This is a genomic window from Rhizobium oryzicola (assembly GCF_030504645.1).
GTDB lineage: Bacteria > Pseudomonadota > Alphaproteobacteria > Rhizobiales > Rhizobiaceae > Neorhizobium > Neorhizobium oryzicola.
On the sequence record NZ_JAUKWQ010000016.1, the window covers coordinates 49,469 to 74,326 of the forward strand.

Here is a 24,858-nt window from a genome sequence, read left to right on the forward strand (position 1 = left end):
GACGATACTTATGTTCCGATCGAACACACGTCGGACCGCTGGGGGACGGGGTGAAGTCTTAGACAGGAAGTGGATCGTGAAATGGCAATTTGCATGTCGCTGGTAAGCGGCAAGGGCGGCGCGGGGAAGACGACCGCCGTAATCCTGATCGCCGGGGAATATGCGCTTCAAGGTAAGCAAGTGCTTTTGGTTGATGCAGACGGACGACAAAACCTGAATGAGTGGTGGTCCCGTTCAGAGGCGAAGGACAACAGGCCAGACGGCATTGAGCTTCGAACGGCGGTAACTAACGCATCACTTCAGCATATTCTGGAGAACGAAACCGCCGGGTTTGACGTCGTGTTAGTAGACTCCCCCGGGCAAGACACCGTGCTACGGGACACGATCATCGCCGGCTCGGACATCGTGATGACCCCGATCCAGCCAAACCAAGACGAGATCCTTGCCGCCGGCCAGGCAGCAATGGACGTGGCTGACACCTGCGATCGTACCGGGCGAAACATTCCACATCTCAACTTCAGAACCCGGATCACTCTCCCCGGCCGCTCACTGGAAGCTTACCGCCTGATCCGCCCCTTCATCGCAAACCTGCAAGAGCAGGGATATGATTCACACCTCCTTGATACCGAGCTGTATGAGCGAAACCCCTATCGGGACATCAGACTGGGATATGGGACACTGCAAATGCTTGAGCTCAGCGACTCCGTCAGAAAGGCCCGGAGTGAGGTTATGGGCATGATGCAAGAAATTGAACGTTTCCTGACAAACGAGGAAAAGAGGGCGTAAGATGGCTAAAGGGACTTCCAGTATATCTGATTTTCCCGTTGCACCGCGACGGTCACGGGGGAATGTGCCCAATTCAATGTCGCCGCCGGCTATAGACAACGAAGCAGAAAACTTGGTGGCCAGCGATCATCCCGACCAGGTTGCTATCGAAGAAGCTCCAGCGAAGGTCCCTGACGTTCAAGTGCCACAACGGTCGAGCTTGATTCTGCCATCACCGGAGGCTCGCCGGGAGAGAGCGACGAGCAGATCGTTAGAGCGTGAGGCATCCAGAATACGACTGCAGGAGCTGAAGCAGAATAAAGCGCGGGAGAGCAAACACTTCGTCAACTGCCCCCTTGATTACGATACTAAGAAACGTCTGGAGCGAGCAGCCTCTGAAAACGACTTGAAAATGACGGTGATCGTCAAGGCCGCGATCGACCAGTTTCTGAAGGATAATGGTTATTGATCCTCGACCTTCGATTCCTGGGCGGGGTGGCGCTAGGGGCAACTCTTGGATTTTTGATCAACCCTGAAGCGACGGAGAAGGTCGGGATCGATATTCGCGCCATAAAGAGAACTTTACTCAGTGTCGGCGCCGCTCCACCGGAGTCTTTCAAGCAAACCGACTGGCCAACGGACGATCGCGCCAAACGCGAGCTGTTCCGGTTCGCAATGTGGGACTTCGAGGAACACGGACCGAAGTCTGAGATCCGGATCACAAGATGCATCAGCATCGACCAGTTCTCCCTAGCTTGCGAAATGCGCGTGAAGTTGAGTTGGGTCAGCGAGGAGAGGATCCTCGAAGGCATTTTTCAACCCAATGCCCGAAGCTGGAATTTGATTGCTGCGAAGGCGGTGAACAGGAATGCTCGCAGTCAAACTTGACTCGGGGCAGAGCGCGCCTCTGAGTTGCGCATTTCGATCCCAAGAGAGCAACGTTACAGATCATTCCCCCCAATATTGTTGGGTTTGTGTGACTGGCGCGCAGGATGACAGTGCCTTAATGGCACGTTATGGTGCGTGATATCTGCCACTGGCGGATTTGGGGACTGAGGGAATACCGACGGTGCGGAATCTATCCGACTATATCAATTCAAGGGAACTGGTTGAGACCACAGATCCAGATTTCCAGAGACCCTTGTACCGCCAGAAGGGCTTCGACGGCATTGTCAGCTTCGGGGAGATCGACGCAAAGCTTTCCGCATTCCTCTTAGACGAACGTGCGAAAACTGGTTTGACCCAGAGTGATTTCGCGACCTTGGCTGGTCTCGCACGAGTGGTTTATAGCCGCTATGAACTGAACATTTCGCGCCTTACCGTATCACGAATGATCCACCTTTCCGAGCTCCTTGGTTTCCTGCCAATGCAGATGATTCATGCTGCGGCACCTCATCTTTACGGCAAAGATCCTCAAGAGGCCGATGATCGGGTTGAATTGTTCAGACTTATTCATGACCTCCCCCACGACACCATACGCAGTTTGATTGGCATAGTTGGCCAATTGACGCCGAGCGATGTTCTTGAGGCTCGACAGAAAGCGGAAGCGGAGGCTGAAGCGCAAGCTGAGGCTGAACGCCAACGATTGAACCGAAAAGCTGCGAGAGCCAGCAGGAGAGGCCGTCCGCCTGGTCGCCCACCAGGTCGCAAGTCATCTACAACCGAAACACCTACAGACGAATGAGAGCTGAAACCGGTTGTAAGTGCTGTCATTGTAGGAAGGCTGACTTCAGGCCTTTTCCATCGAGACCTCACCCTAGTGCGTCAGCACAGCCGCTCACCCTGCTTTCCGGCCTCCGTTCGTATTGGCGCGCATCAACGACATCAGCATTGGTCCAAGCCCGAACTCCCCTGCCCTCGCTCGACGCGTGAGATCGCGGAGATATCCACCTGCCGAATTGATATGCCCTGCCCTCTCCAGGATTGCAGCCATAGCAACCGCCGCGTTCTCCGGCCCCATCACCTCACACGCCTCCTCATAAGCCGACGGGCTAACACCAAGCATTGATCGAACCACCACCGCGGCCCCCATCAGCTCGCGCCAATGGGAGATCGTCCCCCCGGGCCCGTAATCCAAAATCTGCGGGCAGGCTTTCAGGACCATCGACAGCGGGAACGCCTTCATCTGTTCCGGCTTTGCCAACGGCTGAACAACCTCTTTGGGTGCTACTTCCAGCTCGACGGCTCCGCCCTGCTCTTTTCCAGAGCTAGGTTCAAGTTCATGGATGGATTCGGGTTTTGAATTCTGTATGTGGCAGCCATTTTGAACAGCATTGCCGTCCATATTTTGAGAATCTGACTGATTTTCCAAAAGGTTGAGGATTTCGGTGCGCAATAGCTGCATCTCGTCGAGGATTGCCTCCACCTGGCGACGGTCAGGATTGCGGGGGAGTCGGCTGACAATGCCGACATACATGTCTTCGATGGTTTCCCAGTCGCCGTCGGCCCCCTCATCCATCGCGGCGGAAATTAGCTTGCGTACATCACGCCGGCAGATAGTCAGCGCTTCTTTGGCTCGTCTGAACTGCAGGCGCTCGGCAGCGACTTCCTGTGCCAGACCTGCAAGTTCCGCAGCACGAGCCAAAAGTGGAGAAAGATCGAATCCAAAAGCCTGCTCGATGTCGCCACCCTTGTCCCGGTGAGCGTAGCGCTTGCCGTTCGGGCTATCCTTGCGCTGGATGAGCCCGGCTTCGACCAAGGCAGCCAAATGCCGCCGCAAGGTCGTTCCGGTTATGCCGTGCGCTCTGACAGACAGCTGAGCATTGGATGGAAAGACCACCAATCCACTATCGCAGTTGAGCTCGCTCTCTGGATAAAACGTCAACAATGCGTCCAGCACAGTCAGCGCCCTGTCCTGGAGGCCAAGGCGTTCACGGGCCTCACAAGCGTCGCGAAACACTTTCCATTTTTCGACCTGGCGGCTTGGTTTTGTCTCGGACGTCTGGAGCTGCCTCTTTACAAGAGCAAGCACAGCCGGCCGCCGCCCAAAGGGCGTCGTCACATTTCCCGTCTGCATATTCCTTCACCTTTCTTCAGGCAAAAGAAATCCGCTCACCAAAACGATGCCAAAGACTCTTGACTGGGATTCATGGAAATGCGATTCTCGATCTTGCTAGGAATTGAGAGAGGCTTCCATGACGGAAACGTTTTGGGGGCCTTTTTCTTTTGTCGCGGTCTCTCCTCTTGACCAATTAACGAGTGTCTCGATCACACCTCTTTGTGAGTTGGATCTGAACGATTGTTGTATTCGCTTAGAAGATCAGGCATTCGGTCCGCGAGCCAGCGCGCGAAAGCGCGTTCCTGCTTCGGGATTGAGACCGTAGTTCCAGCCGAATTACTCTTCATGCGGCCAAAAACTCGGTCACCCACGGCGAAGTCAACAATCTCTTCAGCTGGCTCCGTAGTCACTTTGTCGGCCGCCGAACTTGCAGCACGTATCGCTTGGGCAATACGGCTGGAGCTGTCAGCGCCTCGAAACTCGACCGTGTCGATTATTTTACGAACACGTGCTGCGCTGCTCGGATCTTTCAGCAACTCGGCAAATGCGGTCCATTTCGGTCGACCAACTCCCTTTGCTCTTCCGATCGCAAGAATGATGTCTTCGGGTACCGCCTCCGTCACTCGAAAAAGATGCGATATTGCCGCTTCTGAAGCTCCCAAGATTGGGCACATGGCGCGATGGGAAAGGCCAGCACTTTTCAGCTGTACGGCCCACATTGCCTGCTCAATCCAGGTCAGGTTTTCCCGAACACCATTCTCGAGCGATTGCTCTTCAATCAACTGCCGATCGGAAAGTTCTCGAACATAGGCTCGAATCTTTATGGTCTCCGGGCGATCCGATTCTGCCATTATGGCCTTGATCGCTGCCCATCGACGGTAACCGTATGCAAGCTGGTAATGATCCGCTTTCGTCGGATGCGGCCGAACAAGAACCGGAATTTTTTGGCCTTCACTTGCAATTGAAATCTTAAGGGCCTCGAGCTCTTTGGCCGCGTCCTCGTCGTTGCCAAAGCGATCTCTATAGGGGGAGCGGTCGATACGGTCAGGATCGAGTGAAATGACACTATCTTCTGTGAGCTGTGTCAGTGCCCGACCCACATTGGAAATGACAGGTGAAGAGTGCCGCCGTGCCAGCGAGGGCTTGTCGGACGCGTCCGACGACACAGGAGATTCCGTCCGGGTTTCGGCGGCCGCCATTCGCTGAAGGATACTTTTCTTCATGTGCTACGTCCCCAAACTTTGTGAACGAGGTCGAGGATCTCGGAGTTAACTCGGTCAGCGCTCTCAATTGCGCGCTTCAACGCCTCACGACCGACCTCACCCGACTCAAGCTCGTATAGGGTCTTCTTCGCTACCGCTGCACCGGCGATTGCCGTCGATTCAAGCGCCTCCGCCACGAGTACATCATCACCAAACAATCGGCGCATGACTCCGGACATGTACTTCTGCGGCCCGTCATTCGGGTTCACGCGCGTGAGCAGGAAGCGGAAAAAGTCATGCTCAAATTTAGCTCCAAACTGCCCCAGCACCTCCGATAGATCGGAGATCATGATCAGGAACTGATTGCACGATGCAACGTCGAGCATCGCCGGGTGAACGGTAATGATTAAGGACGTGGCTGCATAAAGAGCTGCGAGTGTCGAGTATCCAAGGGACGGTGGGGTGTCGATGATAACGATATCGTATCGATCATCGACGCGGGCCAGCGCACTGCTTAACCGCTCGAAAAACAAACCCAGGTCATCTCTGGTTTTCGAGGTCAGATAGGACGGGGTATCAAATTCAAAGTCCATTAGCTCCAGATTGCCAGGAACTAGATCCACACCTGGGAAATAGGTTGGCCGGATCACTTCAGCGAGCGGCCGCCTCTCATTGTCATATCGAATGGCTGCATAGGCTGTCTGGTTCTCGCCGAGATCGAACTCGGGCTGAATACCAAATAGCGCAGTCATCGATGCTTGCGGATCAAGATCCAGACACAAGACCCGATAACCCTGAAGCCCTAAAAAATGTGCGAGATGGATAGAAGTGGTTGTCTTGGAACTACCACCTTTGAAATTCGCCGTAGCAATTACCTGAAGCTTTTCCCCTTTGCGACGATGCGGAAGCAGCTCGCCAGCTTCGTCAGGACGAAGTTCGGCCAGGAATCGCCTCAGTTCCTTGACCTGCTCTATCGTGTACGTTCGCCTATTGTTTTCTGCGCGCTCGGGCAGAGGCCCCTTCCCTTCCAGCGTCAACTGCCGAAGAGTACTTTCCGGGACCTTGAGTAGCCTCACTAGGTCAAGGGTTGAGAATGTCCGGCCAAATGTTTTCTGCGCAGAGGGCGGATAGACAGCTTCACGCATATCGTTCAGCTCCGCAGAGAGTTTCGAGGTGTAGACCTCGATCTTCGACGCAGTGTCTCTGACGCTCTGAGAAGCTGGCTGCAACATTCAATCCTCTTGACGGTTCTGATCACTTTACGAGATCATTTCCGTCAGGGATGCCAGACTGACTCCGATTCTTCAAGGCGTTTTTCGTTAACAAGAAGTTAACGCATCAAGGATGCCCGACTTTACAGTTGTAAAGTTTTGGGTCGATGCGCATGAGGCCCGACAGTTTTGCTAGGGCCCCTACCCTGTAGAAGAGCTGAACTGTCGGAGATAGTCAGCGACTGCCTGAGCCTTCGCGGCGGCAGTGATGACTGCACGTGAATCCTGCTTCAGCACCTTGAGCCAGTTTTCAACGTAAGTCGCGGTGTTGTTTCGCGGATCATGTTCAATGCCAAGATCGGCGCAGACGAACGCGGCTGAGATTTCGGCAATAAGCTCCTCCATTGCGTAAGTCTCGCTCCCGAACCGCCCGCTAAGGTCACGATCAAGCCGTGATTTTGCGCCGCTCCAGTGCCCGAGCTCATGAAAAATCGTGCTGTAAAGATGAACCTCGCTGAGGAACCGACCGCGCTCCGGCATTTGGATGTCATCGGGGCCAGGCCGATAGCAGGCTCGCTTGCCGCCGTAGGCTATCTTTGCGCCTGTGGCCCGAATGAAGGTTTCGACATGATCGATAACCGGAACCGGCTCGATCGGCGCCGCCTCGGCCGGGCTCTTGAAGCGGTCAGGCAGGTTGTCGATCTGCTCGACGTTGAAGACGGTGTAGCCCTTGAGATAGGGGATTGCACGATCGTCCGCCTCCTGCTCCTTCGGCGTGAAGGTGCCGTACTTGACGACAAGGGTTCCTTGTTCGCCCTTGCGGACCTGAGCACCAAGCTCCTGAGCCTGCCGGTAAGTCATCCATGTGTTTTCGTCGTAGCCGGCGAGTTGCCCGGAGAGCCACAGCATGACCACGTTGATGCCGCGATAGGCTTCGCCGGAGGCGCGGAGCGGCGTAGCCGACCTGCGGCTGTTTCCGCGCCATGGCCGGATCCAAGGCTTGGTGCCGGCCTCGAGCTGCTGAATGATGGTGTCGGTGATCCGCTGGTAGGTGTCCTTTACGCTCTGCATCGCCGTCTCCTGTTCGTTGGTTGACGGCAAAGATCCGAAGACAGCGAAACGACCCCCTGCACCCGGAGGGCCGCAACGGAGTGTAGGACCGCGCAAGCGGTTGAATGGGGGAGGGGCTATCGTAGTTTGTCCGTCAAATCATCCAACGGACAGGGGAGGGCGCAGAGCTCCGGCACCCCGGCCAACGACACAGGCCCTCACTGCAGCGACCGGGCCGCAGGTCAGCGCTCTCGGTCGTCTTGGTCGCGGTTTCGCTGGCGATCGGCAAGCTGCTGGGCTTCGATAGCCTTAAGCTCGGCGTTGATGTGCTGCGACTGAGGCTCTTGGGCCTTTTGCTGACCTGGCGGCGATTGGGCATCTTGGACCTGTTCCGGCCGCCCCAGAGTCTTGAAATCTGATCGAGTGGTGAACTTCACCTCCTCGTCGTCGGGAGGCATCCGCTCGGGAAGGTCAGCGCGGTCAACGGCCACAATCCCCCTGACGGTCACGAGGCTCGCCACGCGATTGTCGTGACCGAGAACCTGCCCTTCGATCACTTCGCCCGGGCGGGCCGTGCGGATGTTGTGCTCGAACGGATTCTCGCCAGCCTGCTCAAGATCTGACATGGCACTGCGGATAGCCTCGCGGCGGTTAGGATCCATCGCATCCTGGATGAGATGCTTCATCGCCGGACTGGACGGATCATTGGTGGTCTCAATGGACGCCTCGATCATGCGAGGCTTGGTGATGACGGTTAGATCGATGTCATGACCGTAGGTGCGGCCCAACGAGACCACTAGCGCCTCGTTTGCCCTTCCATTGCCTTCCCGAAAAGCGTGAACGTAATTCAGCTCAGAAAGAACGTGCGCGGCTTTCTCGGCAAATTGCTCAGGTGTCGCAGCTCTCAGGCCCTGATCGTCTCTGGCGGGCCTCAGCGCCTCGTTGAGACCCATTTCGATGCGCGAGCCGGGGAGGAAAGTCGTGTCGCCCTTCGAAAGCCCACCTACCGGCTCTACCCGCTGGCCATCGACGACAGGACTTTCATTTCGCGTGTGTCCTGCCCATTCATAGACATCTTGAAAGATGAAGCCGTGCAGAGCCTTCAGATGCGCTGCGTCGTGATTACCGGTCGGACCTTTTCCCTCAGCCAGTTCCGTTTGCCTCAAAGCCGTGAAAGCGTATTCGGCCTCACGCAGCGCCGAATAGCTTCTGATATCCAGCTTGTTCTTCAGAACATCCCTGAAATCCTTATCCACTGAAGTGTTTGGATAGGTATAGGAGCCTTTGGCTTCATCATCGCGGGCCAAGCGAAACCTCATGCAAAAAAGCCGCCTGAGATCATAGGCGGCCGCGAGAAATACCTAAGTGATGATCAAGCCCGCTTGAAGCGGGCCAACAACTCTTGGCGCATTTCCTCGGAAGTGATATCTCCCGCAACGTAACGGCCGTTTGCTTCTTCCAAAACCGGATCGCCAGTGTAACCCTGCCGTATATTGGCAGCACGAGCCTGATCGACGGCTTTCTGTCGGGCTGCAACAGCTTCCGGAGAGCGATCGGGGCGAGGGGCATGAACGTTCATTGGCAGAGCCTCCAGTTACTATTCAACTTAGCACAAAAAGAGCCGAATATCCAGCGAATGCGGGGTACGCGGCTCTTTATGGTGGGAGCCCGATCAGAGATCGGGCCTCCCAGAGCGATCAATCGCGGGGTTCCCATTCGATGATGGCCTGCAGTGCCAGGTCATCTTGGCCGGGGTAGCGGCCCAAGTTGGCGTTGAAACCGAGGCGCTTGATGGAGAGGGTGTAGTACGGCTTCCCTTCTCCGTTGGTCTTCTTCCAGATGCCGCCAACTTCGATGTCGTGGCCGCGAGGTGACTTGGCATAGACGCGATGCGTCGGAGCCTTTTCGTTGGTGGAGTCGAAAGGTGTGACCTTGATATCCAGGTCCCGGTCGATGGTGGAGATGAGGCCGGTTCCCTTGGCGTTGTCGATGTCGTCTTTGTCGAACTGAATGAAGTTGGTCATGCTCACCTTAATCACTCCTCTATGGTGGTTGCGATGATCGTTCATTAGGCACGGCGAAAAGCGGTGCGCACCGTAGGCCGGAGCGCAGCGAAGGAGGCTGGACGGGGACAAATTTTGTTTCGCGAGGAAGCCGAAGGCGGGGAAAATTTGGAGACGAACGGCTTTGCGCCAACCGCGTCGCCGTGCGAACGGGCATCAAGAGCAACCACTTTGGAGGTGTGGGGCCTGAGCGCTTGCAGCAATACGTCACCTCGACAAATGGGACATTGGCACAGGTCAAGGGCCGGATTGTGCTGAATGCAGCCGAACCAGCAGCCTGAAACAAGAGGCTGGGGTAACCGATGGTTTCGCCAAAACATGAGATCTCGCCAACTGTTGCCCATATGAGCGCCCCAGTCGTTCAGTTGCCGGAATGGCTGCGGCGATAGGAGGAGGGCGATTCAACCCGGGCGCCCCACAAGCCTTGGCCTCGCTGTCGGGCACGATCCTCGGCGTGGCGGTACTGGCTCAGGTCAATTGGGTGGGATCTTGGCAGATAGCGCAACAGGAGGCTGGCTTGGCCCGCCTTCACCATTTCAAGGCCAATATCCGAGCCATCGACGAAGCACTGGCCGACAAGGCGTTTGTACTGGTCTCGATCGACTTCAATGCAGCGGACATGCTTGCCATCGATCAAGCTGGCGAGGAACCGTCGTGCCTCGATGCCGCACCTCCATATCGCGCCATTCCTGAAGCCGGTCTGATCGCGCTCACAAGCATCAATAGCCGCAATGCGGATCCTCTGCCGACGAATGCTGAAGGTGTCTCCATCAATCACCCGCGCCTGGCCTGAAAAATCGGCCGACGCAGCGGAGGCAGTGAACAGAAGCGCAGCCAGCGCGGCTCCCACCAAGCGAATATTCATCAAGCGCGCGCCTCCATAGAATTGCGGGCTGCCAACCCAAATACCGAGCGGTTCAGATGAAGCTCTCCGATCGCGGCTCGGTCTGTCATGGCCCGCAAATACCCGCCCGGCGAGCTGATTTCGGCGCGCGTGTATTTCTCAAAGGTCAGAGCGATCGCAACCGCAGCCGCCTGCTGGCCCATTCGTTCCACGGCCCGCTGGCGCGCATCCTCGGACACGCCGGCGATGCGGCAAAGTTTGGGAGCGATCCGGTCCAGGTCCGCCCAGCTACGCGGGGGCTGGTAGCCATATTCGGCAAGGCTTGGCGTAGCCCGCCACACATCTTCCAGCGCCACAAGTGAAGGCCGCACTTGCAGTTGCCTATTGCTTTGGCGCGAACGGCTCCCCAGGCTTTCCTCAAAAGCCCTCTTGCTGGCGGAGCCAGCCCTTAACGAACTGATTTGTTCGCCGTTAGGCGAACGCCGTTCATCATTACGAGCTTCAAAAGGTCTTGGGGTTGTAATCTGTATGTGCATGTCGTTTTCGACATCCGCGCATGTCAGATTTGCATCTATGTCGGGCGCTTGCGGGGACCGATTCACGTTGCGCAATCGGTCGGCAAGCCACTCCAAAAGCATTGTTGCCTTCCGGAGGACATGGGCCGGTGCGTGCTTGGCCGATCCTATGAAGGCCGCGATCTTCTCAACACGGGCCCCGATCCGCCCGAGAATGGCTTCCCCTCGCTCGGTTGAGGACGCCAGAGCATATCTCGCGGCACGCAGAGCGTCCCGGAAGCGACGCGCCGCGCTGTCGCGCACTCGAATCTCTTCCCGCTTCTGGCGCACCAGCTGATCAAGTTCATGGTGCCGAGCGATCAGGACACGCAGATCAATGCCGCAGGCGTCGGCAATATCACCTTCGCCGTCACGGATCGGGTAGCGCTTGAAATTCGCACTGTCCTGCATGGTGACAAGGCCGAGGTCGTACAATCGGGAGAGAATCCGGCTTACGCGCCCTGGCGACTTGTTGATGTCATAGGCGAGCTGTCGGTTCGACTTGTAGACGATCGGCCGCCCTCCTTTGTCGAAGGCGTCTGCCTTGGCGGTCGTTATGATGGCTTCCAGCAACGCATATTCTGCGGTCGTAACCATCCCGATTGTCATCAGGTTTCTTGCAAGTACCGCCAGCTGGCCGCGCGTCACCGTTCCGATTTCCGTTGACTGCGCCAGTCGCCGGAATTCGGCTCGCTCCTTCGTCATTCTGCGACCTGTCGGCCGCTTGTGTTGTGTGGGTTCCCCCATCGTCCGTCTCCTGTCAGAGGCCAGACAAAGCTCCGCCGTTCACCGAAAAGGTGTTTTGATTATTGACATCGGAGGGGAGGTCTGCGAGAACGGTTTTGGCTTATTATTACCGAACTGCAGACCGCTTCCGGATTCTTCGGGAGCGGTTTTTCTTTTCTGGGCCGGGTGTGATCTCCGAAAAGCTGTTAGAATGTGTGAGTCGGAATCGGTTACGGTTCCGCTCGTTACGATTTGTAGCCTCAGATACCGAATTGATGCAAGTTGACACATTTCCGCGCTGCTGCGCCGGTTCAGCCGACATCTGAAATAGCTCTTACGTTTCAATTTGTTAGCATGGTTTTCCGCGCCTTCCCTCTCTTCACGCTGAAATCTGGAACGTTTCCAGAGTAGGATTTACCCCCCGTTATTGTTGGGGAAATTCACCGGGTGGGGAGGAGAGTTTGAGAGGAGGGGGCGCGGGCCTCCTCTCAACAAGCGGCCTGATGTGCCGTCCCCCGATACGTTTCTGCCTCCCAGGCACCTGCGAAAGCGCCCGCATTGGCTAGATGCCAAGGCGGGCGCTAAGGTGCGATTTTGCAGTAAACTCAGCCGCGCTGAATAGCCTCCTCAGAGTGGGTCGGTGGCAGATCGAAGGCCTTTAGCGCTGTATCGAGTGCCTTTTGCACGTCATCCCAATCAACATGCTCCGGATCGTTCAGGTAGGCGTTGACTAGCTGGCAGCAGCTTTCGGCGGCAAGGGTCGGATCAGGTACTGAATCAAGCATGGCTTGTCCTCTGGAATAGGGGAGCCGGTCACGCTGGAGGACGTGACCGGCGGAAAGCAGCGGCGGGATTATTCCGCTGCCATCGGGAACGAGTGTTCGTTCTTGTCCTCTGAGGTTTCAGCCTCACCCTCTGCGTCGGGGTCAGACGCGATCAGAACGTATGGCGGAAGCCAACCGCTGTCCTTGATGGACTTGGCGGCATACTCCGCAGCCTCGCCCTTCTTCATGCTGCCGACATCAGCGGCGAAATCCTCGCCGCGCACCTCGGCAACAACGGCTTGAATGGTCGGCCTGTTGACGTGGCTGAAATAGCTTTCCGCCGTAGTCTCAAACCAGTCACGCATGTCCACGCTCAATGCGCGGCCCATCTGGTCGGCATGGGCCCGCGCTTGGCTGCGACTGCTGAACTTCTTCTCAACCGCATTGACGGAATGGGCGGCGGCATAGGCCAGAAGCTGCAACAATTCGCTTTGCGATTGATCCATCAGCCATTCCCAAAGGTCAGCAGGATCGCCGGGAAGCCGATGCCCATAGTTTTCCTCAAGGCTTCCCCACGCCTCAAGGGCCTTGTTCTCGGCGGGACGCTTCATCGATCCGTCCAGCACTTCATGGGTGACAGAGATTTCAAGCGCGCTCTGGTGACCGGGAATGCCCCATGCCGTGCGATACTGCACCTTGAGCAACATCGCGTGGACGACCGCCACAAGCGCAATATCAGGATTGTTCGCCAGCTCGATACGAAGTGCCGCCGTCTTCTGAGCGGTCAGGTCTTCAATTAATGCGGCTGAATGGGTCAGTCCCGTAGATTTCGAAGCGCCGTCAGCTTCCTCGTTCGCCCCGCATTGCTTCCCTTCCGTCGCCTCGGCCTTCTTCTTGTCCTCGTCGCGGACAAGGCCTCTCAGCACCGACAACTTTCCCCAATGGTCGATTGTAACGATTGCCCCTGCCATTGCGAGGTCTTCGATGCGATAGGCTTCTTCGCGCTTCTGCAGGACGGTGATTTCCTGCTCGACGGCGGACAAGGCGGCCTCGGCAGCTTCATCCTCCTGATCCGCATCGATCTGCGCCGCCAGTTCGTCATAACGCTCAGTCAGTGCGTCAAGCTTGGCTTGATCTTCGTCGCTGAGGTCCACGCGCTGCGGGTAAACCCGGGCCATCTGATAGATGTTATCCGGCTGTTGAGCGCACCACTCGACCCATTTCCAGCCTTCGGCCTTCACAGCTTCGGCCTCCACCTCCAACTTCTCGGCAACCAGCTTTTCAAGCAAGCCGCTATCGCATGCAAAGCCGCCTCCCTGCTCGGCAAACAGGTCGCGGCGCACTGGACCGCCAGCAGCCTCATAAACCTTTAACCCGCCGATCAGCGCGAGCCGCTTGTCGCTTGCAGGGACTTCATCCACGGCGAGACGGCGCTTGATTGTGTTGGCGCTACGATCCCATGAGGGGAGGGCATTCCAAACCTCTTCCTGTCGAGCGTGATCGTCGGTGATGGTGAAGGCGGCTAGCTGCTCAAAGGTCATATCGTCGGCGCGGAACGCCGCGAACAGGACGGGGGAAACTTTCGCCAGCGCAAGACGGCGATTGACGATGATTTCAGTTGTCCCGAACCGGGCGGCGATGTCCTTGATGGACTTGCCCTCATCGAACAACGCTTTGAACGCCTCGAACTGGTCTGCGGGGTGCATCGCTTCCCGCATGACATTCTCGGTTAGGCTCAATTCCGTTGCGTCGCCCGCCTCCCGGACAATGACATTCACAGCGTAGTCAGCCGTTATCTCGCCCCGCTCGGCCAGAAGATTGAGGGCTGCGAGGCGGCGACCGCCAGCGGTTACGAGGTATCTCCCCTTGGATGCCTTGCGCACCACAAGGTTTTGGATGACGCCATTGGCGAGGATCGACGCCGACAGGCTCTTGATGCTCTCCTTGGTGTAAGTCTTGCGGACGTTCTTCGGGTCTGCGTCCAGCTTGTTCAGTGCTATCGCGATGATGTCGCTCATGGTCTCTTGCTCCAGTTTTTCCCGTTTCCCTTGGGAGCAAGCCCCGCTAGTGGGTGAAGCCTCTGCCTTCGTTGACGAAGGATGTGCCCCCACATCCGGCGGAACGAAGGGGGAGGGCGCAGCCCGCTCCCGTTAGGACGCGGATCGGGTCATGGGGCGGGAGGAAGGAAAAACGGAAGGTTTGCCGGCTTGACGGCGAAAGCCGTTTTTCCTGATGAGCGACAGCGCTTGCGCGCTTGCCCATTGGCGCGATCGGCGACCTATCGTAAGAGCGGTACAGGGAAGGATCGATGGGCGGTCGATCCCGGCCGCTCCTTGCGGATGCGAACCGGCGACGCCGGTTCTCCGTCTTCTGATCCAGGTTATAAAACGATGGATCTGCCCGCTGCGCTCCGAGTGATGAGCGCTCCGCTCCTCGGGCAGCTCTCCATTTCAACTTGATTCAATGTTTCGATAGCGGCGGTTAGCCGCTCGGCTCGGATCGAACGGCGCCAGTCCGAGATCCGAGAAGGACAATGAAGAACATCGGAGCTTTCAGCATAGCGCCGCCCCTCCTTCAGGGGCGGGAAAGCGGGAATTCTCGACACGGTTTTGACGGAAGAAGGGAAGCCGCAGGAGGCTTAGCATAGCGCCGCGAAGCGGAAGCCGGGACCGACTTCCCCCGGAAAAAACCGTTCCTTGCCTCTACAGCCTCGGCGTTGCGTTCATGATGTAGTGGGCGATCTGAAACAGCTGTTCAACAGTCGCAGCCAGGTCAGCAGAGGCTTGCTGGATCTCTGGCGGTTGGGACGGATCGCCGGCGAGGTAGCCAGCCTTGGCGATGATTTCCTCGCAAGGATCTGCGATACTGTGAATGAGCTTCAGCAGCTCTTGGGCGGTTGCCTGATCCACCAGTGCCTGTCCTACGTCGTTTCCGGGCACCGAAACCCTATGGAGCAAGCGGACGGAGGTCCAGAGGCTTCCTAAGCGGGTTGTTAAGCTGTCTCTGCTGAAATAGCGGAATGGTAAAAGGACCGCGAAAGCCGCCAAAACCGCTTCTGACGGAAGATAAGGCGCCGCTGCGAAGCGGACGCCTGAGACCTCGCGACCCTGAACAGCCGCGCCTCCTGTTCGATCCTATGCCGGATCGCGTCGAACCTTGCCTAGCCGTCTTGAAGAACCGCCCGCCGAAGGGGCCTGAATGGTCCTACGATATCAAGTGGGACGGCTACCGTATTTCTGTCCACCGGGAGCTATCCAAGGTGAGGATCCTGACACGCGGCGGCTTTGACTGGACGGAAAGATTCCCGGCCATTGCGTCAGCGGCGGCCGCTCTTGGTCCGGCGACATTCATCCTCGATGGTGAAGCCGTCGTGCTCGACGAGATGGGGCGATCAGACTTCGGGCTGCTGCAGGGCTCGCTTGGGGGCCGGACCGGAAAACAGCCGGCTGGAACCGCGCTCATGTTCGCGTTCGATCTCATGTACCTCGACGGGCATGATCTGCGTAAGCTGGAATTTGCTGCACGGCGACACATCCTGGAGGATCTGCTTGATGAGGCCACAGGGGCGATCCGCTTGTCCGAGGAAATCAACGAGGATCCCGAAAGGCTGATCGAACACGCTTGCGCGCTGGGCCTGGAAGGCATCATCGGCAAACATCGTGATCGCCCCTACAGACCGGGCAAGACTGGCGACTGGATTAAGATCAAGTGCGTCCAGCGCGAAAGCTTTGCCATCCTCGGCTACGAACTGTCGTCAGCTATGCCAGATGGCTTTGGAAGCCTCCTTCTCGGAGCTCTCAGAGGAGGTGAGTATGTCTATGTCGGAAGTGTCGGAACTGGCTTTAAACATCAGCAAGCGCGAGCGTTGCGAAAGCAGCTCGACAAGCTGAAAACGAACAAGCCGGTGATCCGCTTCAAAGAGAAGACCCGGATCGCGACAGATCCAGGCCTGATCGCTGAAATCGACTTCCGGGGATGGACGTCCGACGGGAAACTGCGCCACCCCTCGTTCAAGGGACTTCGCGACCCTGAAGACGCAGCGGCAGTATATTCGCTCGATGTTGGAGACGCCTAACCGGCAAGATTGGGCGGAGGCATGTTCCTGCGTAGAGCAGCGATGAGCAGGTCGAGATCCCGATTGGCGGCAGCCGCCAGCATGAGGTTGTCCGCAACCTCTGTGATGGCGGAGAGGACTTCCGTCTCCTCCCACCCTCGGCGCAAGGCATCCTCTACCAGATCCTGCAAAACAGTCTCCACCGCCATCTGACATGCGATGTGGCGGCTTTCGTCCTTTTCGGGTGGCGCTTTTGGAAAGTCTGTCATCTACCAGCAAATATGCCTCCTGCGGGCGCGTGCAAGGCCGCGAGTTCGGGATCACGGCGGATAAGCCGCACCCTGCAGGGCAGGGTGCGGCTGTACCTCACTGAGGTTTGTTGTCGTTTTCGGCCTTGCTGTTGAGCTCGACTTGGTAGCTGAACTCGACCTTGGCGATGAGCGGAAGCATCACGGCGATGGAGAACCGAAGTTGGCCCTTATGGGACAACTTCGCGATTTGCCGGTTGATGAACTGGCGAAGGCGACGGCCGGTTTTCTGGCAGAAGGTTACGAGCGTTTTCATCAGAGGTTCCTCCTTAGTGGTTGTGCGTAATCGCGAAGCTCGAATACGGCTGGAACCGCCGAGTGCATCGCGCAGCGATCGCAACGGAGCGAAGCGGAGAGGAGAACCCTTTAGGGTTGCACGCCAAGGCGGGGCCTGACGTATCGTGCGCAGCATTAGATTACGTACGGCCACTAAGGAGCGGCCTGAAAACGCGGCCTTCGTAGCCCCGGCCGTCGCCTTTGCCTTCAACCGGCAAATCGTGATCCGGCCGCCAGGTCGGATCTCCATCGCCGTGATGCTGCAGCGGTGGTTGAGCTCGCGTCGGCGCTCCTAGCCGGAAACGACAACAAGCCTCAGTGAGCCGTCCCGCTTGTGGGGCGCGTCCGTCGTGAGGGGGAAGGGGAGTTTGAGGGGAGGGGCCGAAGGGGGCTCCCCTCATTGCGGTTGGGTGCCGCTCGATGCGGCGCTCAAACGCTCCTATGCCTGAGCGGCGTCGCGCTTGCGCAACAGAAACCGCTTCAGGCTCCATCCGGCTCCCAAGATGTAAGGTGGCCGCCCAAGAGAGTAATGCCCGCAATTCAGCCGCAGCACGCTCACTCTGGCTTCGGCATTCTGCAGCCGCTTTAGCAGGCGTTCTGACAGATCCGGCAAAACAACCGTGTCCCTCGATGCTAGGATGACATGAAGTTCGAGGCTTGGCCGCGCCAGCTTGTCTGCATGGTTTTCAAGATTGAGTGGTGCCCACGCTCGTTGCAGCTGGGCAAGCGTAAGATGCGGCTCGAGGCTCTTCCGGATCGATCGGGTTGCGCGCCCGGTCCATACCATTTCGGCAAGGCTTCCTGCCGTGAGGAAGAGGGACGCCCGAGAAACGGCGGTCTCATGCGCCGCGACCAGTCCGGCTATCCAGGAACCAAGACTCATCCCGAGGACGGAAACATCCCGATACCCCTCGCGCTTCAGCCAGCGGATAAGCTTGCGCCCGTCCCATACAGCCTGTTTGACGGCCTGCACCGTTCGGCCGAGATTGGCGCTGAGCATGTAATCGGCATAGAGCGAGCCCGGGCGCTTGCGCTCCAAGTGGTAAGGCATGGCGATCTCGATGACTGTGATCCCTTGCCAGGAGAGGAACCCGGCAATCTGCCGGTTCCGAGTTTCGGCGTTCCAGTGATGGAAGATCACCACCGCCTGATCGCGTTTTCCGCTCTCGGTGATCCTGGCCCACACGATGTTGTTTTCAGCAACATCGGTTGAAACGTCCGAGGGGAATTGCAGCCAGCCATCCCGCAGCTCGAACCCCCGATCGCTCGCATCAGGCGGCTCAAAAAAGCCCGGATCAGCGGCGGCCGTTCCCGCGAGTACGCAAAACTCCTCGACCGTTGCGGCCGCCCCCATGCCGGGGAATGCGCGATCGGCGTCCAGAATGAGGTCCGTGGTCTCCTTGGCCTCTTCGCCGCGTTGGGCGCGGCCTTCGTCCCAACGATCGAGCCAGCTATGAAACATGGCTGTCGCCTTCCATATCGCCGGTTCGCCAGCCGGATCCAAACTCTGGATCAAAGAGGCCGTATGTGGCGATCAATGCGGCGACCAGTAGCAAGACCGAGAAGCCGTCAAAGGCATCGATCGTCAGATATGAGATCAGGAGCAGTCCGATCGCGGAAGACATCTTCCACAAGGGCGCTCGCAGGCGTCTGTCACTACCCAGCCGGATTGCTCCATACAGGAAGACGCTGCAGGTCGAAATTGCGACGAGAAGGCTGCTGTAGTGGGTTGGCATTCGATAGCCGAAGATATGATCGCCGTCGTCGTAGTCGGTGAGGGCAGCCCACACATCGCGAACCATCCACGTTATGACGTCGGGGCCTTGTGAAGCGAGATAGGCGCTCTGCGCTTTCATGCAGATGGCGGCCAGGACGACGAGGACTGTGCATCGGAACACCCCCCGCATGATCCTCAGAGCGGCCTCACTGACCCGCGGCCCTTTTGGCTGATCAGTCTGAAGCGTCGCTTGGCTGTCGAGCTTCCATAGATCATGGATGATCGTATGCAGAATGATCAGGCCCGCGAAAAGGAGGTAGAAGGTGACGGACATATAGAGGTAGGCGAGGGCGGTGAAGATGATGGCCGCCGGGGTCGAGATTATGTCAGGCCGTATGATGCCAATCGTCCCCCAGCTCGGGGCAAAATCCTGCGCCTGTTCTAACAGTGGGATCAGCTGCACCCCAATCCATTGAGCCAGGCCGGCAAACAAGATGCAGATCAGGAAAACGGCCCAATAGGTATGGGAATTCGCCTGCAGGTTCTGAATCCAGGCATTCCCGCTTTGGGGTCGATCGGCATGTGCCAGAAACCTTGGACGTGCATCATGTTTCCAGAAAACCAGAAGCTCGATGACTATGGCGAAGAACAGCGGCAGCAGCACCATGAAGAGGAAGGTCCAGTTCGGCGCCCACAGAAAGCCGACCTGTTTTTCGATACCGTCCTCGCGCATATAGGTGATGGTGTGGATCCCAAGGATATAGGACAGGAACCCAAGCGCGGACGAACCTGCGAAGACCGAAGACGGCAAATTCAAGTGTGATCCGTGAGAGAAAATCGCCTCGGTCCTGATCGCCAAACCAGATGGCCGCTCCGCCGACATGGGTTGAAGATCCACCGAGATGACCGGCGTTAACGGCACATGGTTACCGGCTGGCGCCGGCATGTCCGGCACTCGCGAAGTAGCTGCGCCGCCAGTCTTCTTTGTATCCCGTCGCTTGGCAGTCAGGCGGGCTTGCGCTGCACTAAGCTCCTTCATCCAATCATTCGTCGCCTCCTTGTCGCCGCAACCAAAGATGCGTGCGAGCCACCGGATGTTGGTGGTGCTGATGCCCTTGTCGTTATCCTGAAACCATAGCTGGACCGTTCGCAGATCTACCCCGCTATGATTGGAGTCGATCTTCGAAATGGCATCCGCCAGCAGTTCCGGCGTCCAGGGGCCTTGCGGAAAACCATCATCACCCAGGGGGCGCCCGGCACCCGCGGCAGCCATTTTTTTGAACAGTTCCTTGAAGTCACTTTCGTCTTCAGGCGGGGAAACAAAAATCTTACCGTTTTTTTCCAATGGTTTACAGCTCCAGATTTCGTCTCGTTTCGTATCCTATCGTGCGTTGTGGATGTTTTGATGGTCTGAAACGGTCCCCAATGCAACTAGATCCGTTAGGCATCTCCCATGCTACTGTCGTCATCCGGTTCGCGTTCGACCAACGAAGCAGTTGCCGCTCGTGGCAACAAAGCGGCTCGGGCATTATGCACACCTCCCAAAGCTGAAGAGACAGTCGCTGTCGGCACCACTAAAGAGAGGCCGTCGCTCCGTGAGTTGATCGATCAGCACTCGGCAGCCGTTCAAGGGGGGAAAAAGGCGACGGCACGCCGCTTGGCAATCATCAATTACAAGCCAAAGGGAGAGGGAGAAGCCAACCTGAAGCTGACCTATCTCGCGGCCTATCTGATTGCGACAAAAAGCACGCTTTCCGCCAAGGAAATGAGTTCATTGCTGGCGGATCGCCCGGTTGGATCAACCTCCTGAGCGAGATGATCAAAGAGCCGCCAACGGCGGTAGCATGCCGGGCGGGAGGGGAGCCGAGGGGAGGGGCACGGGCTCCCTTCGGGCGGACCGCAGCCCGCTCGATGCGGCCAGGTTCGCAACTGCCAAAATGGCTACGGGGCCAGTTCTTCCGAACCAGCCCCGCAAAAAAGCATCCAACAGTTGTCAGCGTACCAATCCTAGCCGCTCGCCAAGGCTTGGCGGCGTCGGCGTTCCTGCTTCTTTTGTCATGGCGACGATGGCGTTCTGTGACAGCCCTTCGATCTCATAGCCAAAACGGCGCGCGCTCTCGATGATCGATTCAAGGCTTGGGTGCTGCTCAAGAAGCGTCCCGAACCACAGGGCATATTCGTCGGTTTTCTCATCGGGAAATGCCTGCAGAAAGAAGGTGCGCAACGGCGGATCATAGCCGATTACGGCGTTCTCGTCGGTCTCTTCGTCGGTTTTCACGGTCACGGTGTAGCGGCTCAATGGTGTCCCTCCTGATGTCGGGCCGCATCGAAATGCGGTCCAGGTCCTATTTGAACAGCGGCATTGACCGCTTGTTGGTCAGGTTGGCGCGGTCGGTCTCAAAGCGGTAACCGTCCCAATCCTTCCACGCTTCCCAACCTGCCGCGGTGGCGCGCCCATACCAGACGCGCACCTTGACCTTATTGTTTCCAAGGTCCTCGACAACCTCAACCGTGTGGCTCCCTCCTAAACCGGAGGGCGTGTCGAACACCTCAACGCTTCGGCGCTGGCCGTTGCTTTTCATGCTTCGCCTCCTACAGCCGGAAATGGGCAACCAAGCCCTGATTGGCTCGGTGGCTTGCCAGTGCATAGGCGCACGCCTGCGCCAGAAGGTCGGCATGGCCTGCTGCCGGTTTTTCGGACACCGAGTTAGGCTAATACTACCTTGTTTTCAAATTCCATAGGGCTGAGATAGCCCAGTGTCGAATGGCGACGCTTTGGATTGTAGAAGCGCTCGATGTAATCGAACACGTCCGCCTTTGCATCGTCCCTGGTCCTGTAGACCTTGCGAGCTGTCCTTTCCGTTTTGAGTGATGAGAAGAAGCTTTCCATCGCGGCATTGTCCCAGACATTGCCGGATCGGCTCATCGAGCATGTGATGCCGTGGTCGGCCATGAGACGCTGGAACTGCTCGCTTGTGTATTGGCTACCCTGATCAGAATGGTGGAGGAGCGCATCCGGCTTGCCTCTGCGCCAGATGGCCATGATCAACGCATCTGTAACGAGTTGGGCTGTCATGTTGGTGTTCATCGACCAGCCAACAACACGTCGCGAGAACAGGTCGATGACGACGGCCACATAGAGCCAGCCCTCAGCCGTCCATAGATAGGTAAAATCGGCCACCCACTTCTGGTTCGGTCTTGCTGCCGCGAACTGTCGGTCTAGCACATTCGGCATGATGACCGGGCGCTCACCGTCGTCTTTCGGCAAGCCACGCCGTCTCGGCCTTGCTCTCAATGCATTGTCGCGCATGAGACGCTCGACGCGATGCAGACCACAGGAGAGGCCTTCGGCGAGGAGGTCGTGCCAGACACGCCGTGCGCCGTAGGTGCGGTCGCTATCCTTGAAGCTGTCCTTGATCTTGTCGAGCAGAGCCTCGTCATACCGGGCATGCTGGCTCGGAGAGCGGTTTAACCAGGCATGAAAGCCGGAACGCGATACACCCAGCGCTTCGCAGAGCCATGCCACCGGCCAGATCGAACGGTGCTTTGCAATGAACGCGAACTTCATATCACGTCCTTCGCAAAGTAGGCGGCGGCCTTTTTTAAGATGTCACGCTCCGCCTTCAGCTTGGCCACTTCTTTCCGAAGCCTCTCGATCTCAAGCTGCTCAGGCTTCATCTGTCCCTGACCAGGAAACGCCTGTGCTGGGTCCGAACCATATTCCCTGACCCACTTGCGCAGGACATTCTCATGAACATCCAGATCGCGGGATGCCTGCGCAACGCCGACCCCACGCTCTCGAACCAATCTCACCGCCTCAAGCTTGTACTCGCGGCTGAACTTCCTTCGTTGCATTAATGCACTCCAGTTTCATTGGAAGCACCTTAACTCGGTGTCCAAGAAACCGGCAGCAGGCCAGCATTCTCTGTCATGCCCGACTTCGCGCGTCCCTTGATGTCGGCTTTCAAGTCGTCATCGCTGGTTCCAACGTGCATGTTTCCTACAATCCAGCGCAATTGCGCATAGGGGATCTCGTCAACACGCCGAACAGGCAAGGCCGAAATCAGGCCCTTGCGCTGACTGGCTGCCTCTCCGGCCTCACTTGCCTCCTTCTTGGTCGGGAAATAGGCTTTCACCAGCTGGCGGCGCTGCGCGTCGGCTGCACTCATGAAAGCGTTTGAGCCGTCTTCTTGGGTGTATAGGCTCCAGTCGGCGGCACTGCCGCCGAACATGGCGTCGCCTCGGCCGGAAAACTCCATGACTGTATAAATTTGCTCATTCATGTGGGATCCTCTGTTTTCCGGGGCTGATCAAGCGGCGCTATCGCCGCTGATCGATTTCAAGACGCACTTGGCCGCATAGCGTCCGGCCTCGTTCAAGTTGCGCTGCCAAGCCCCCTGCGAAGGGGACCAGCGGAACCCGTGAGATTTCAGGGTGCGCCGCGTCTGCTCGTCCGGCTTGCCGGGAAACAGCAACTGAATGCGGGCCATGTCGGTATTTTCCTTGACCGTGACGGCTCCTGCCTCCGTCTCGACGTCCTCGGCGCGGTCGCCGCGCTTCTTCATCGCAGCAAGCGAAGTGAGGCGGGTTTGCATGCGGCGCAGTTCGGCGCGGGTGTTGGTGGTGGAAAAGCCGCGTCGGTTCTGCCACGGGGCGAGGGTCACGCCACGCGATGCCCTCTCCTCGTCCATGCCGGTTTCTGCCACCACACGGGCCAGAATGTCGGCTTCGCTCGCCTGATCCTTCTCCATCCGACGAATGATGACATTCGCCCGTTTCATCCGGTCGATGGACAGTGCCAGGTCTTCGATCCGCGATGCGATGCGCTGCATGGCGGCTGGATCGCCGGAGCGGATCGGCTCGTCATCGGTCCCGTGGGGAAACGCCTTGCGCTTCACTGCCTTTTTCGCAGTCGCGATATGGGCTGAGATGTCAGCACGGCGGGCGTCTGAAACTCGCATCCGCTTTTCATTGCGGGCGACGGGAAAACGCGCAGGTCCGGTGATGAACCAGTTCATGCAACGGCCTTCCGCTGCCCAATACTTGGCGGTGATCTCGACATGACGGCGAGCAAAGGCCTCTAGTTCAGCATCCGGCAGGGGCAGTTTTGCTTGCTCCCACAGCTCCACCATGTAGGCGGCAAAGCCGTTCAGGCGCTCTGCCAGCCCTTCCAGTTCGGAAAGGGTGCGCCGCTCCGGAAAATGAGTAAGGGCATGGAAGCTATGTTCGATGTCCTTCGCCGCGATGGTCGCGGCAAAGGTTCCGGCGAGAATGGACAGGGTGCGGTCCTCGACAACAGCGATGATCATCGGACTACCCCCGCCATGACGGTTGGGTGAGTGCGGGTGATACGGGTCTGGAACCCGATCAAGGCGCCGCCCAGAATGACCCCATTGGGGGAATGCTCGTCTGCCTTGGCAAAGACCGGATCAAGAACCGGCTTGCAGACGTTCAGGCGGGCCGCTGCTTCCTCAATGCTGATCTGCGGCGGTAGGACATGCGAACCGTCCAGGCTGGCAAGAACGATCTTTCCAGCCAATGGCTGCGGGTAGCCGTCAAAGACGGTGAAGGCGGTCAAGCCGTCCCGCAAACCCTCCTCATCGACGATAAGAACGTGGTTCGTGTCGAATGGCACCACCTCGACAAGCTGGCATCCAATCAGCCCGTAGGTCTGAGAGAATGCGCTAGGTGCTGCGACCTCTGCGGCTTGAATGGTCCCGGCTTCCGGGTCCAGCAGGTAAACGGTTGCGGTTGTGGTCATAGTCTAGCCCTTTCTCCAATTCCGCGAAGCGGTCTTCTCGTGCCCCTCGTGGGCAGGAGCCCCGCTCCTGCTCCCGAGCTCGCGCGGAGCAGCGGGGGAGAGGGTGGCAAGGGGATAAAAACGGAGGGGGTTCGCCCGCCCGAGGCAAAGCCGAAGGGGCGGCGCGTTAGCGGCGATCCTGCACGAAAGCGCGGCCTTAAGGCTGCGCGAAGGAAGGACGGGGAGACCGTTTTTTCCCCTTGTGAGGGAGAGGGGGCGGCGCTCCTCTTTCCCTCATCAAAGAGACAGACAGGACGCCTCCGGCGTCACTGCTTCATCGTGACGGGACCGGACTAACCGTGACTGGTGCTGATGGCGGTGAGGAGCTTTCAAGATGCGGAAAGGCCGCCCCGATCAGGCGGGGCGGCCTCCGTAGGCACGCGACAAGAAAGGGCTAGAGGGGCTTGTCGCAAACCATCAAGTAGGTTGAGGTGATCTGGCGAGCCGTTGTATTTTTTATGCTTTGTTAACCTTTTGCAGTCCGAAGAGGCGCGCGAGCAAGTCGTTCTGATCGTTGATGGTCCAA

Annotated in this window: 28 protein-coding genes; 6 read left to right on the forward strand and 22 right to left on the reverse strand. The window is 57.9% G+C overall.

Annotation, left to right across the window (positions count from 1 at the left end; all coding sequences use genetic code 11):
• Positions 1 to 93 precede the first annotated feature (93 nt).
• The 4 genes from Q2T52_RS25970 (at position 94) to Q2T52_RS25985 (ending at position 2,449) form a co-directional block, all read left to right on the forward strand.
• The gene (locus tag Q2T52_RS25970; protein ID WP_436799588.1) at positions 94 to 786 is read left to right on the forward strand and encodes a ParA family protein; all 693 of its coding nucleotides are present in this window, start codon (positions 94 to 96) and stop codon (positions 784 to 786) included.
• Between the two features lie 76 nt (positions 787 to 862).
• Positions 863 to 1,234, forward strand: coding sequence for a hypothetical protein (locus Q2T52_RS25975; RefSeq protein ID WP_302079818.1), 372 nt, complete (start codon positions 863 to 865; stop codon positions 1,232 to 1,234).
• The gene (locus Q2T52_RS25980) at positions 1,231 to 1,653 is read left to right on the forward strand and encodes a hypothetical protein (RefSeq protein WP_302079819.1); all 423 of its coding nucleotides are present in this window, start codon (positions 1,231 to 1,233) and stop codon (positions 1,651 to 1,653) included. Before Q2T52_RS25975 ends, Q2T52_RS25980 begins: the two co-directional genes overlap by 4 nt.
• A 253-nt stretch (positions 1,654 to 1,906) precedes the next feature.
• The gene (locus Q2T52_RS25985; RefSeq protein WP_302079820.1) at positions 1,907 to 2,449 is read left to right on the forward strand and encodes a helix-turn-helix domain-containing protein; all 543 of its coding nucleotides are present in this window, start codon (positions 1,907 to 1,909) and stop codon (positions 2,447 to 2,449) included.
• A gap of 93 nt (positions 2,450 to 2,542) precedes the next feature.
• Here Q2T52_RS25985 and repC (Q2T52_RS25990) read toward each other — a convergent pair whose 3' ends face one another.
• The 12 genes from repC (Q2T52_RS25990) to Q2T52_RS26045 form a co-directional block, all read right to left on the reverse strand.
• Complete coding sequence (gene repC / locus Q2T52_RS25990; protein ID WP_302079821.1) at positions 2,543 to 3,781, reverse strand: plasmid replication protein RepC; 1,239 nt, start codon at positions 3,779 to 3,781, stop codon at positions 2,543 to 2,545.
• Between the two features lie 191 nt (positions 3,782 to 3,972).
• Complete coding sequence (gene repB / locus Q2T52_RS25995; protein WP_145162306.1) at positions 3,973 to 4,986, reverse strand: plasmid partitioning protein RepB; 1,014 nt, start codon at positions 4,984 to 4,986, stop codon at positions 3,973 to 3,975.
• Positions 4,983 to 6,197 (reverse strand): plasmid partitioning protein RepA, encoded by a 1,215-nt coding sequence (gene repA, locus Q2T52_RS26000; protein WP_052642541.1) that lies wholly within the window; start codon positions 6,195 to 6,197, stop codon positions 4,983 to 4,985. The genes repB and repA overlap by 4 nt, the downstream gene beginning before the upstream one ends.
• A 180-nt stretch (positions 6,198 to 6,377) precedes the next feature.
• A complete protein-coding gene (locus tag Q2T52_RS26005; RefSeq protein ID WP_302079822.1) occupies positions 6,378 to 7,247 on the reverse strand; it encodes an ArdC family protein in 870 nt (289 codons plus the stop codon).
• Positions 7,248 to 7,468: 221 nt separating this feature from the next.
• Positions 7,469 to 8,545 (reverse strand): Fic/DOC family protein, encoded by a 1,077-nt coding sequence (locus Q2T52_RS26010; RefSeq protein ID WP_302079823.1) that lies wholly within the window; start codon positions 8,543 to 8,545, stop codon positions 7,469 to 7,471.
• A gap of 53 nt (positions 8,546 to 8,598) precedes the next feature.
• Entirely contained in the window at positions 8,599 to 8,805 is a 207-nt protein-coding gene (locus Q2T52_RS26015) for an antitoxin VbhA family protein (protein ID WP_302079824.1), read from the reverse strand.
• Positions 8,806 to 8,923: 118 nt separating this feature from the next.
• Positions 8,924 to 9,256, reverse strand: a complete 333-nt coding sequence (locus tag Q2T52_RS26020) for a DUF736 family protein (protein ID WP_111565340.1) — start codon at positions 9,254 to 9,256, stop codon at positions 8,924 to 8,926.
• A gap of 394 nt (positions 9,257 to 9,650) precedes the next feature.
• Entirely contained in the window at positions 9,651 to 10,154 is a 504-nt protein-coding gene (locus tag Q2T52_RS26025; protein ID WP_302079842.1) for a thermonuclease family protein, read from the reverse strand.
• Positions 10,154 to 11,392: a plasmid replication protein RepC gene (gene repC / locus Q2T52_RS26030; protein ID WP_302079825.1), complete on the reverse strand. Its 1,239-nt coding sequence runs from the start codon at positions 11,390 to 11,392 to the stop codon at positions 10,154 to 10,156. The genes Q2T52_RS26025 and repC (Q2T52_RS26030) overlap by 1 nt, the downstream gene beginning before the upstream one ends.
• Before the next feature lie 626 nt (positions 11,393 to 12,018).
• A complete protein-coding gene (locus Q2T52_RS26035) occupies positions 12,019 to 12,198 on the reverse strand; it encodes a hypothetical protein (RefSeq protein ID WP_302079826.1) in 180 nt (59 codons plus the stop codon).
• 68 nt (positions 12,199 to 12,266) lie between these two features.
• Positions 12,267 to 14,195, reverse strand: coding sequence for a ParB/RepB/Spo0J family partition protein (locus Q2T52_RS26040; protein WP_302079827.1), 1,929 nt, complete (start codon positions 14,193 to 14,195; stop codon positions 12,267 to 12,269).
• Positions 14,196 to 14,879: 684 nt separating this feature from the next.
• Positions 14,880 to 15,086 (reverse strand): hypothetical protein, encoded by a 207-nt coding sequence (locus tag Q2T52_RS26045; protein ID WP_302079828.1) that lies wholly within the window; start codon positions 15,084 to 15,086, stop codon positions 14,880 to 14,882.
• A 110-nt stretch (positions 15,087 to 15,196) separates the two neighbouring features.
• Between Q2T52_RS26045 and ligD the strand changes: the two genes are divergently transcribed.
• On the forward strand, positions 15,197 to 16,252 hold the full coding sequence (gene ligD / locus Q2T52_RS26050) for a non-homologous end-joining DNA ligase (RefSeq protein WP_302079829.1): 1,056 nt from the start codon (positions 15,197 to 15,199) through the stop codon (positions 16,250 to 16,252).
• Here the strand turns inward: ligD and Q2T52_RS26055 are convergent.
• The 4 genes from Q2T52_RS26055 to Q2T52_RS26070 form a co-directional block, all read right to left on the reverse strand.
• Complete coding sequence (locus Q2T52_RS26055) at positions 16,249 to 16,422, reverse strand: hypothetical protein (RefSeq protein ID WP_302079830.1); 174 nt, start codon at positions 16,420 to 16,422, stop codon at positions 16,249 to 16,251. The two genes, ligD and Q2T52_RS26055, sit on opposite strands and share 4 nt — an antisense overlap.
• A 175-nt stretch (positions 16,423 to 16,597) precedes the next feature.
• Complete coding sequence (locus tag Q2T52_RS26060) at positions 16,598 to 16,795, reverse strand: hypothetical protein (protein ID WP_302079831.1); 198 nt, start codon at positions 16,793 to 16,795, stop codon at positions 16,598 to 16,600.
• 459 nt (positions 16,796 to 17,254) lie between these two features.
• The gene (locus tag Q2T52_RS26065; RefSeq protein ID WP_302079832.1) at positions 17,255 to 18,277 is read right to left on the reverse strand and encodes an alpha/beta fold hydrolase; all 1,023 of its coding nucleotides are present in this window, start codon (positions 18,275 to 18,277) and stop codon (positions 17,255 to 17,257) included.
• Positions 18,267 to 19,877, reverse strand: a complete 1,611-nt coding sequence (locus Q2T52_RS26070) for an RcgA family putative transporter (RefSeq protein ID WP_302079833.1) — start codon at positions 19,875 to 19,877, stop codon at positions 18,267 to 18,269. The genes Q2T52_RS26065 and Q2T52_RS26070 overlap by 11 nt, the downstream gene beginning before the upstream one ends.
• Before the next feature lie 312 nt (positions 19,878 to 20,189).
• Between Q2T52_RS26070 and Q2T52_RS26075 the strand changes: the two genes are divergently transcribed.
• Entirely contained in the window at positions 20,190 to 20,342 is a 153-nt protein-coding gene (locus Q2T52_RS26075; RefSeq protein WP_302079834.1) for a hypothetical protein, read from the forward strand.
• Positions 20,343 to 20,525: 183 nt separating this feature from the next.
• On the opposite strand, the gene Q2T52_RS26080 is transcribed toward Q2T52_RS26075, so the two are convergent.
• The 6 genes from Q2T52_RS26080 to Q2T52_RS26105 all read right to left on the reverse strand — a co-directional run bounded on the left by Q2T52_RS26080 (position 20,526) and on the right by Q2T52_RS26105 (position 24,293).
• Entirely contained in the window at positions 20,526 to 20,831 is a 306-nt protein-coding gene (locus Q2T52_RS26080) for a hypothetical protein (protein WP_302079835.1), read from the reverse strand.
• Positions 20,832 to 20,877: 46 nt separating this feature from the next.
• On the reverse strand, positions 20,878 to 21,114 hold the full coding sequence (locus tag Q2T52_RS26085; RefSeq protein ID WP_133676360.1) for a hypothetical protein: 237 nt from the start codon (positions 21,112 to 21,114) through the stop codon (positions 20,878 to 20,880).
• Between the two features lie 125 nt (positions 21,115 to 21,239).
• A protein-coding gene (locus tag Q2T52_RS26090) for an IS3 family transposase (RefSeq protein ID WP_302079836.1) occupies positions 21,240 to 22,387 on the reverse strand; the annotation gives its coding sequence in 2 pieces (ribosomal slippage) (positions 21,240 to 22,141 and positions 22,141 to 22,387; 1,149 coding nt in all).
• 29 nt (positions 22,388 to 22,416) lie between these two features.
• Positions 22,417 to 22,815, reverse strand: a complete 399-nt coding sequence (locus Q2T52_RS26095) for a hypothetical protein (RefSeq protein WP_302079837.1) — start codon at positions 22,813 to 22,815, stop codon at positions 22,417 to 22,419.
• Between the two features lie 27 nt (positions 22,816 to 22,842).
• The gene (locus Q2T52_RS26100) at positions 22,843 to 23,841 is read right to left on the reverse strand and encodes a DUF8626 domain-containing protein (RefSeq protein WP_302079838.1); all 999 of its coding nucleotides are present in this window, start codon (positions 23,839 to 23,841) and stop codon (positions 22,843 to 22,845) included.
• Positions 23,838 to 24,293 (reverse strand): DUF3846 domain-containing protein, encoded by a 456-nt coding sequence (locus tag Q2T52_RS26105; protein ID WP_127625878.1) that lies wholly within the window; start codon positions 24,291 to 24,293, stop codon positions 23,838 to 23,840. The genes Q2T52_RS26100 and Q2T52_RS26105 overlap by 4 nt, the downstream gene beginning before the upstream one ends.
• Positions 24,294 to 24,858: the final 565 nt, after the last annotated feature.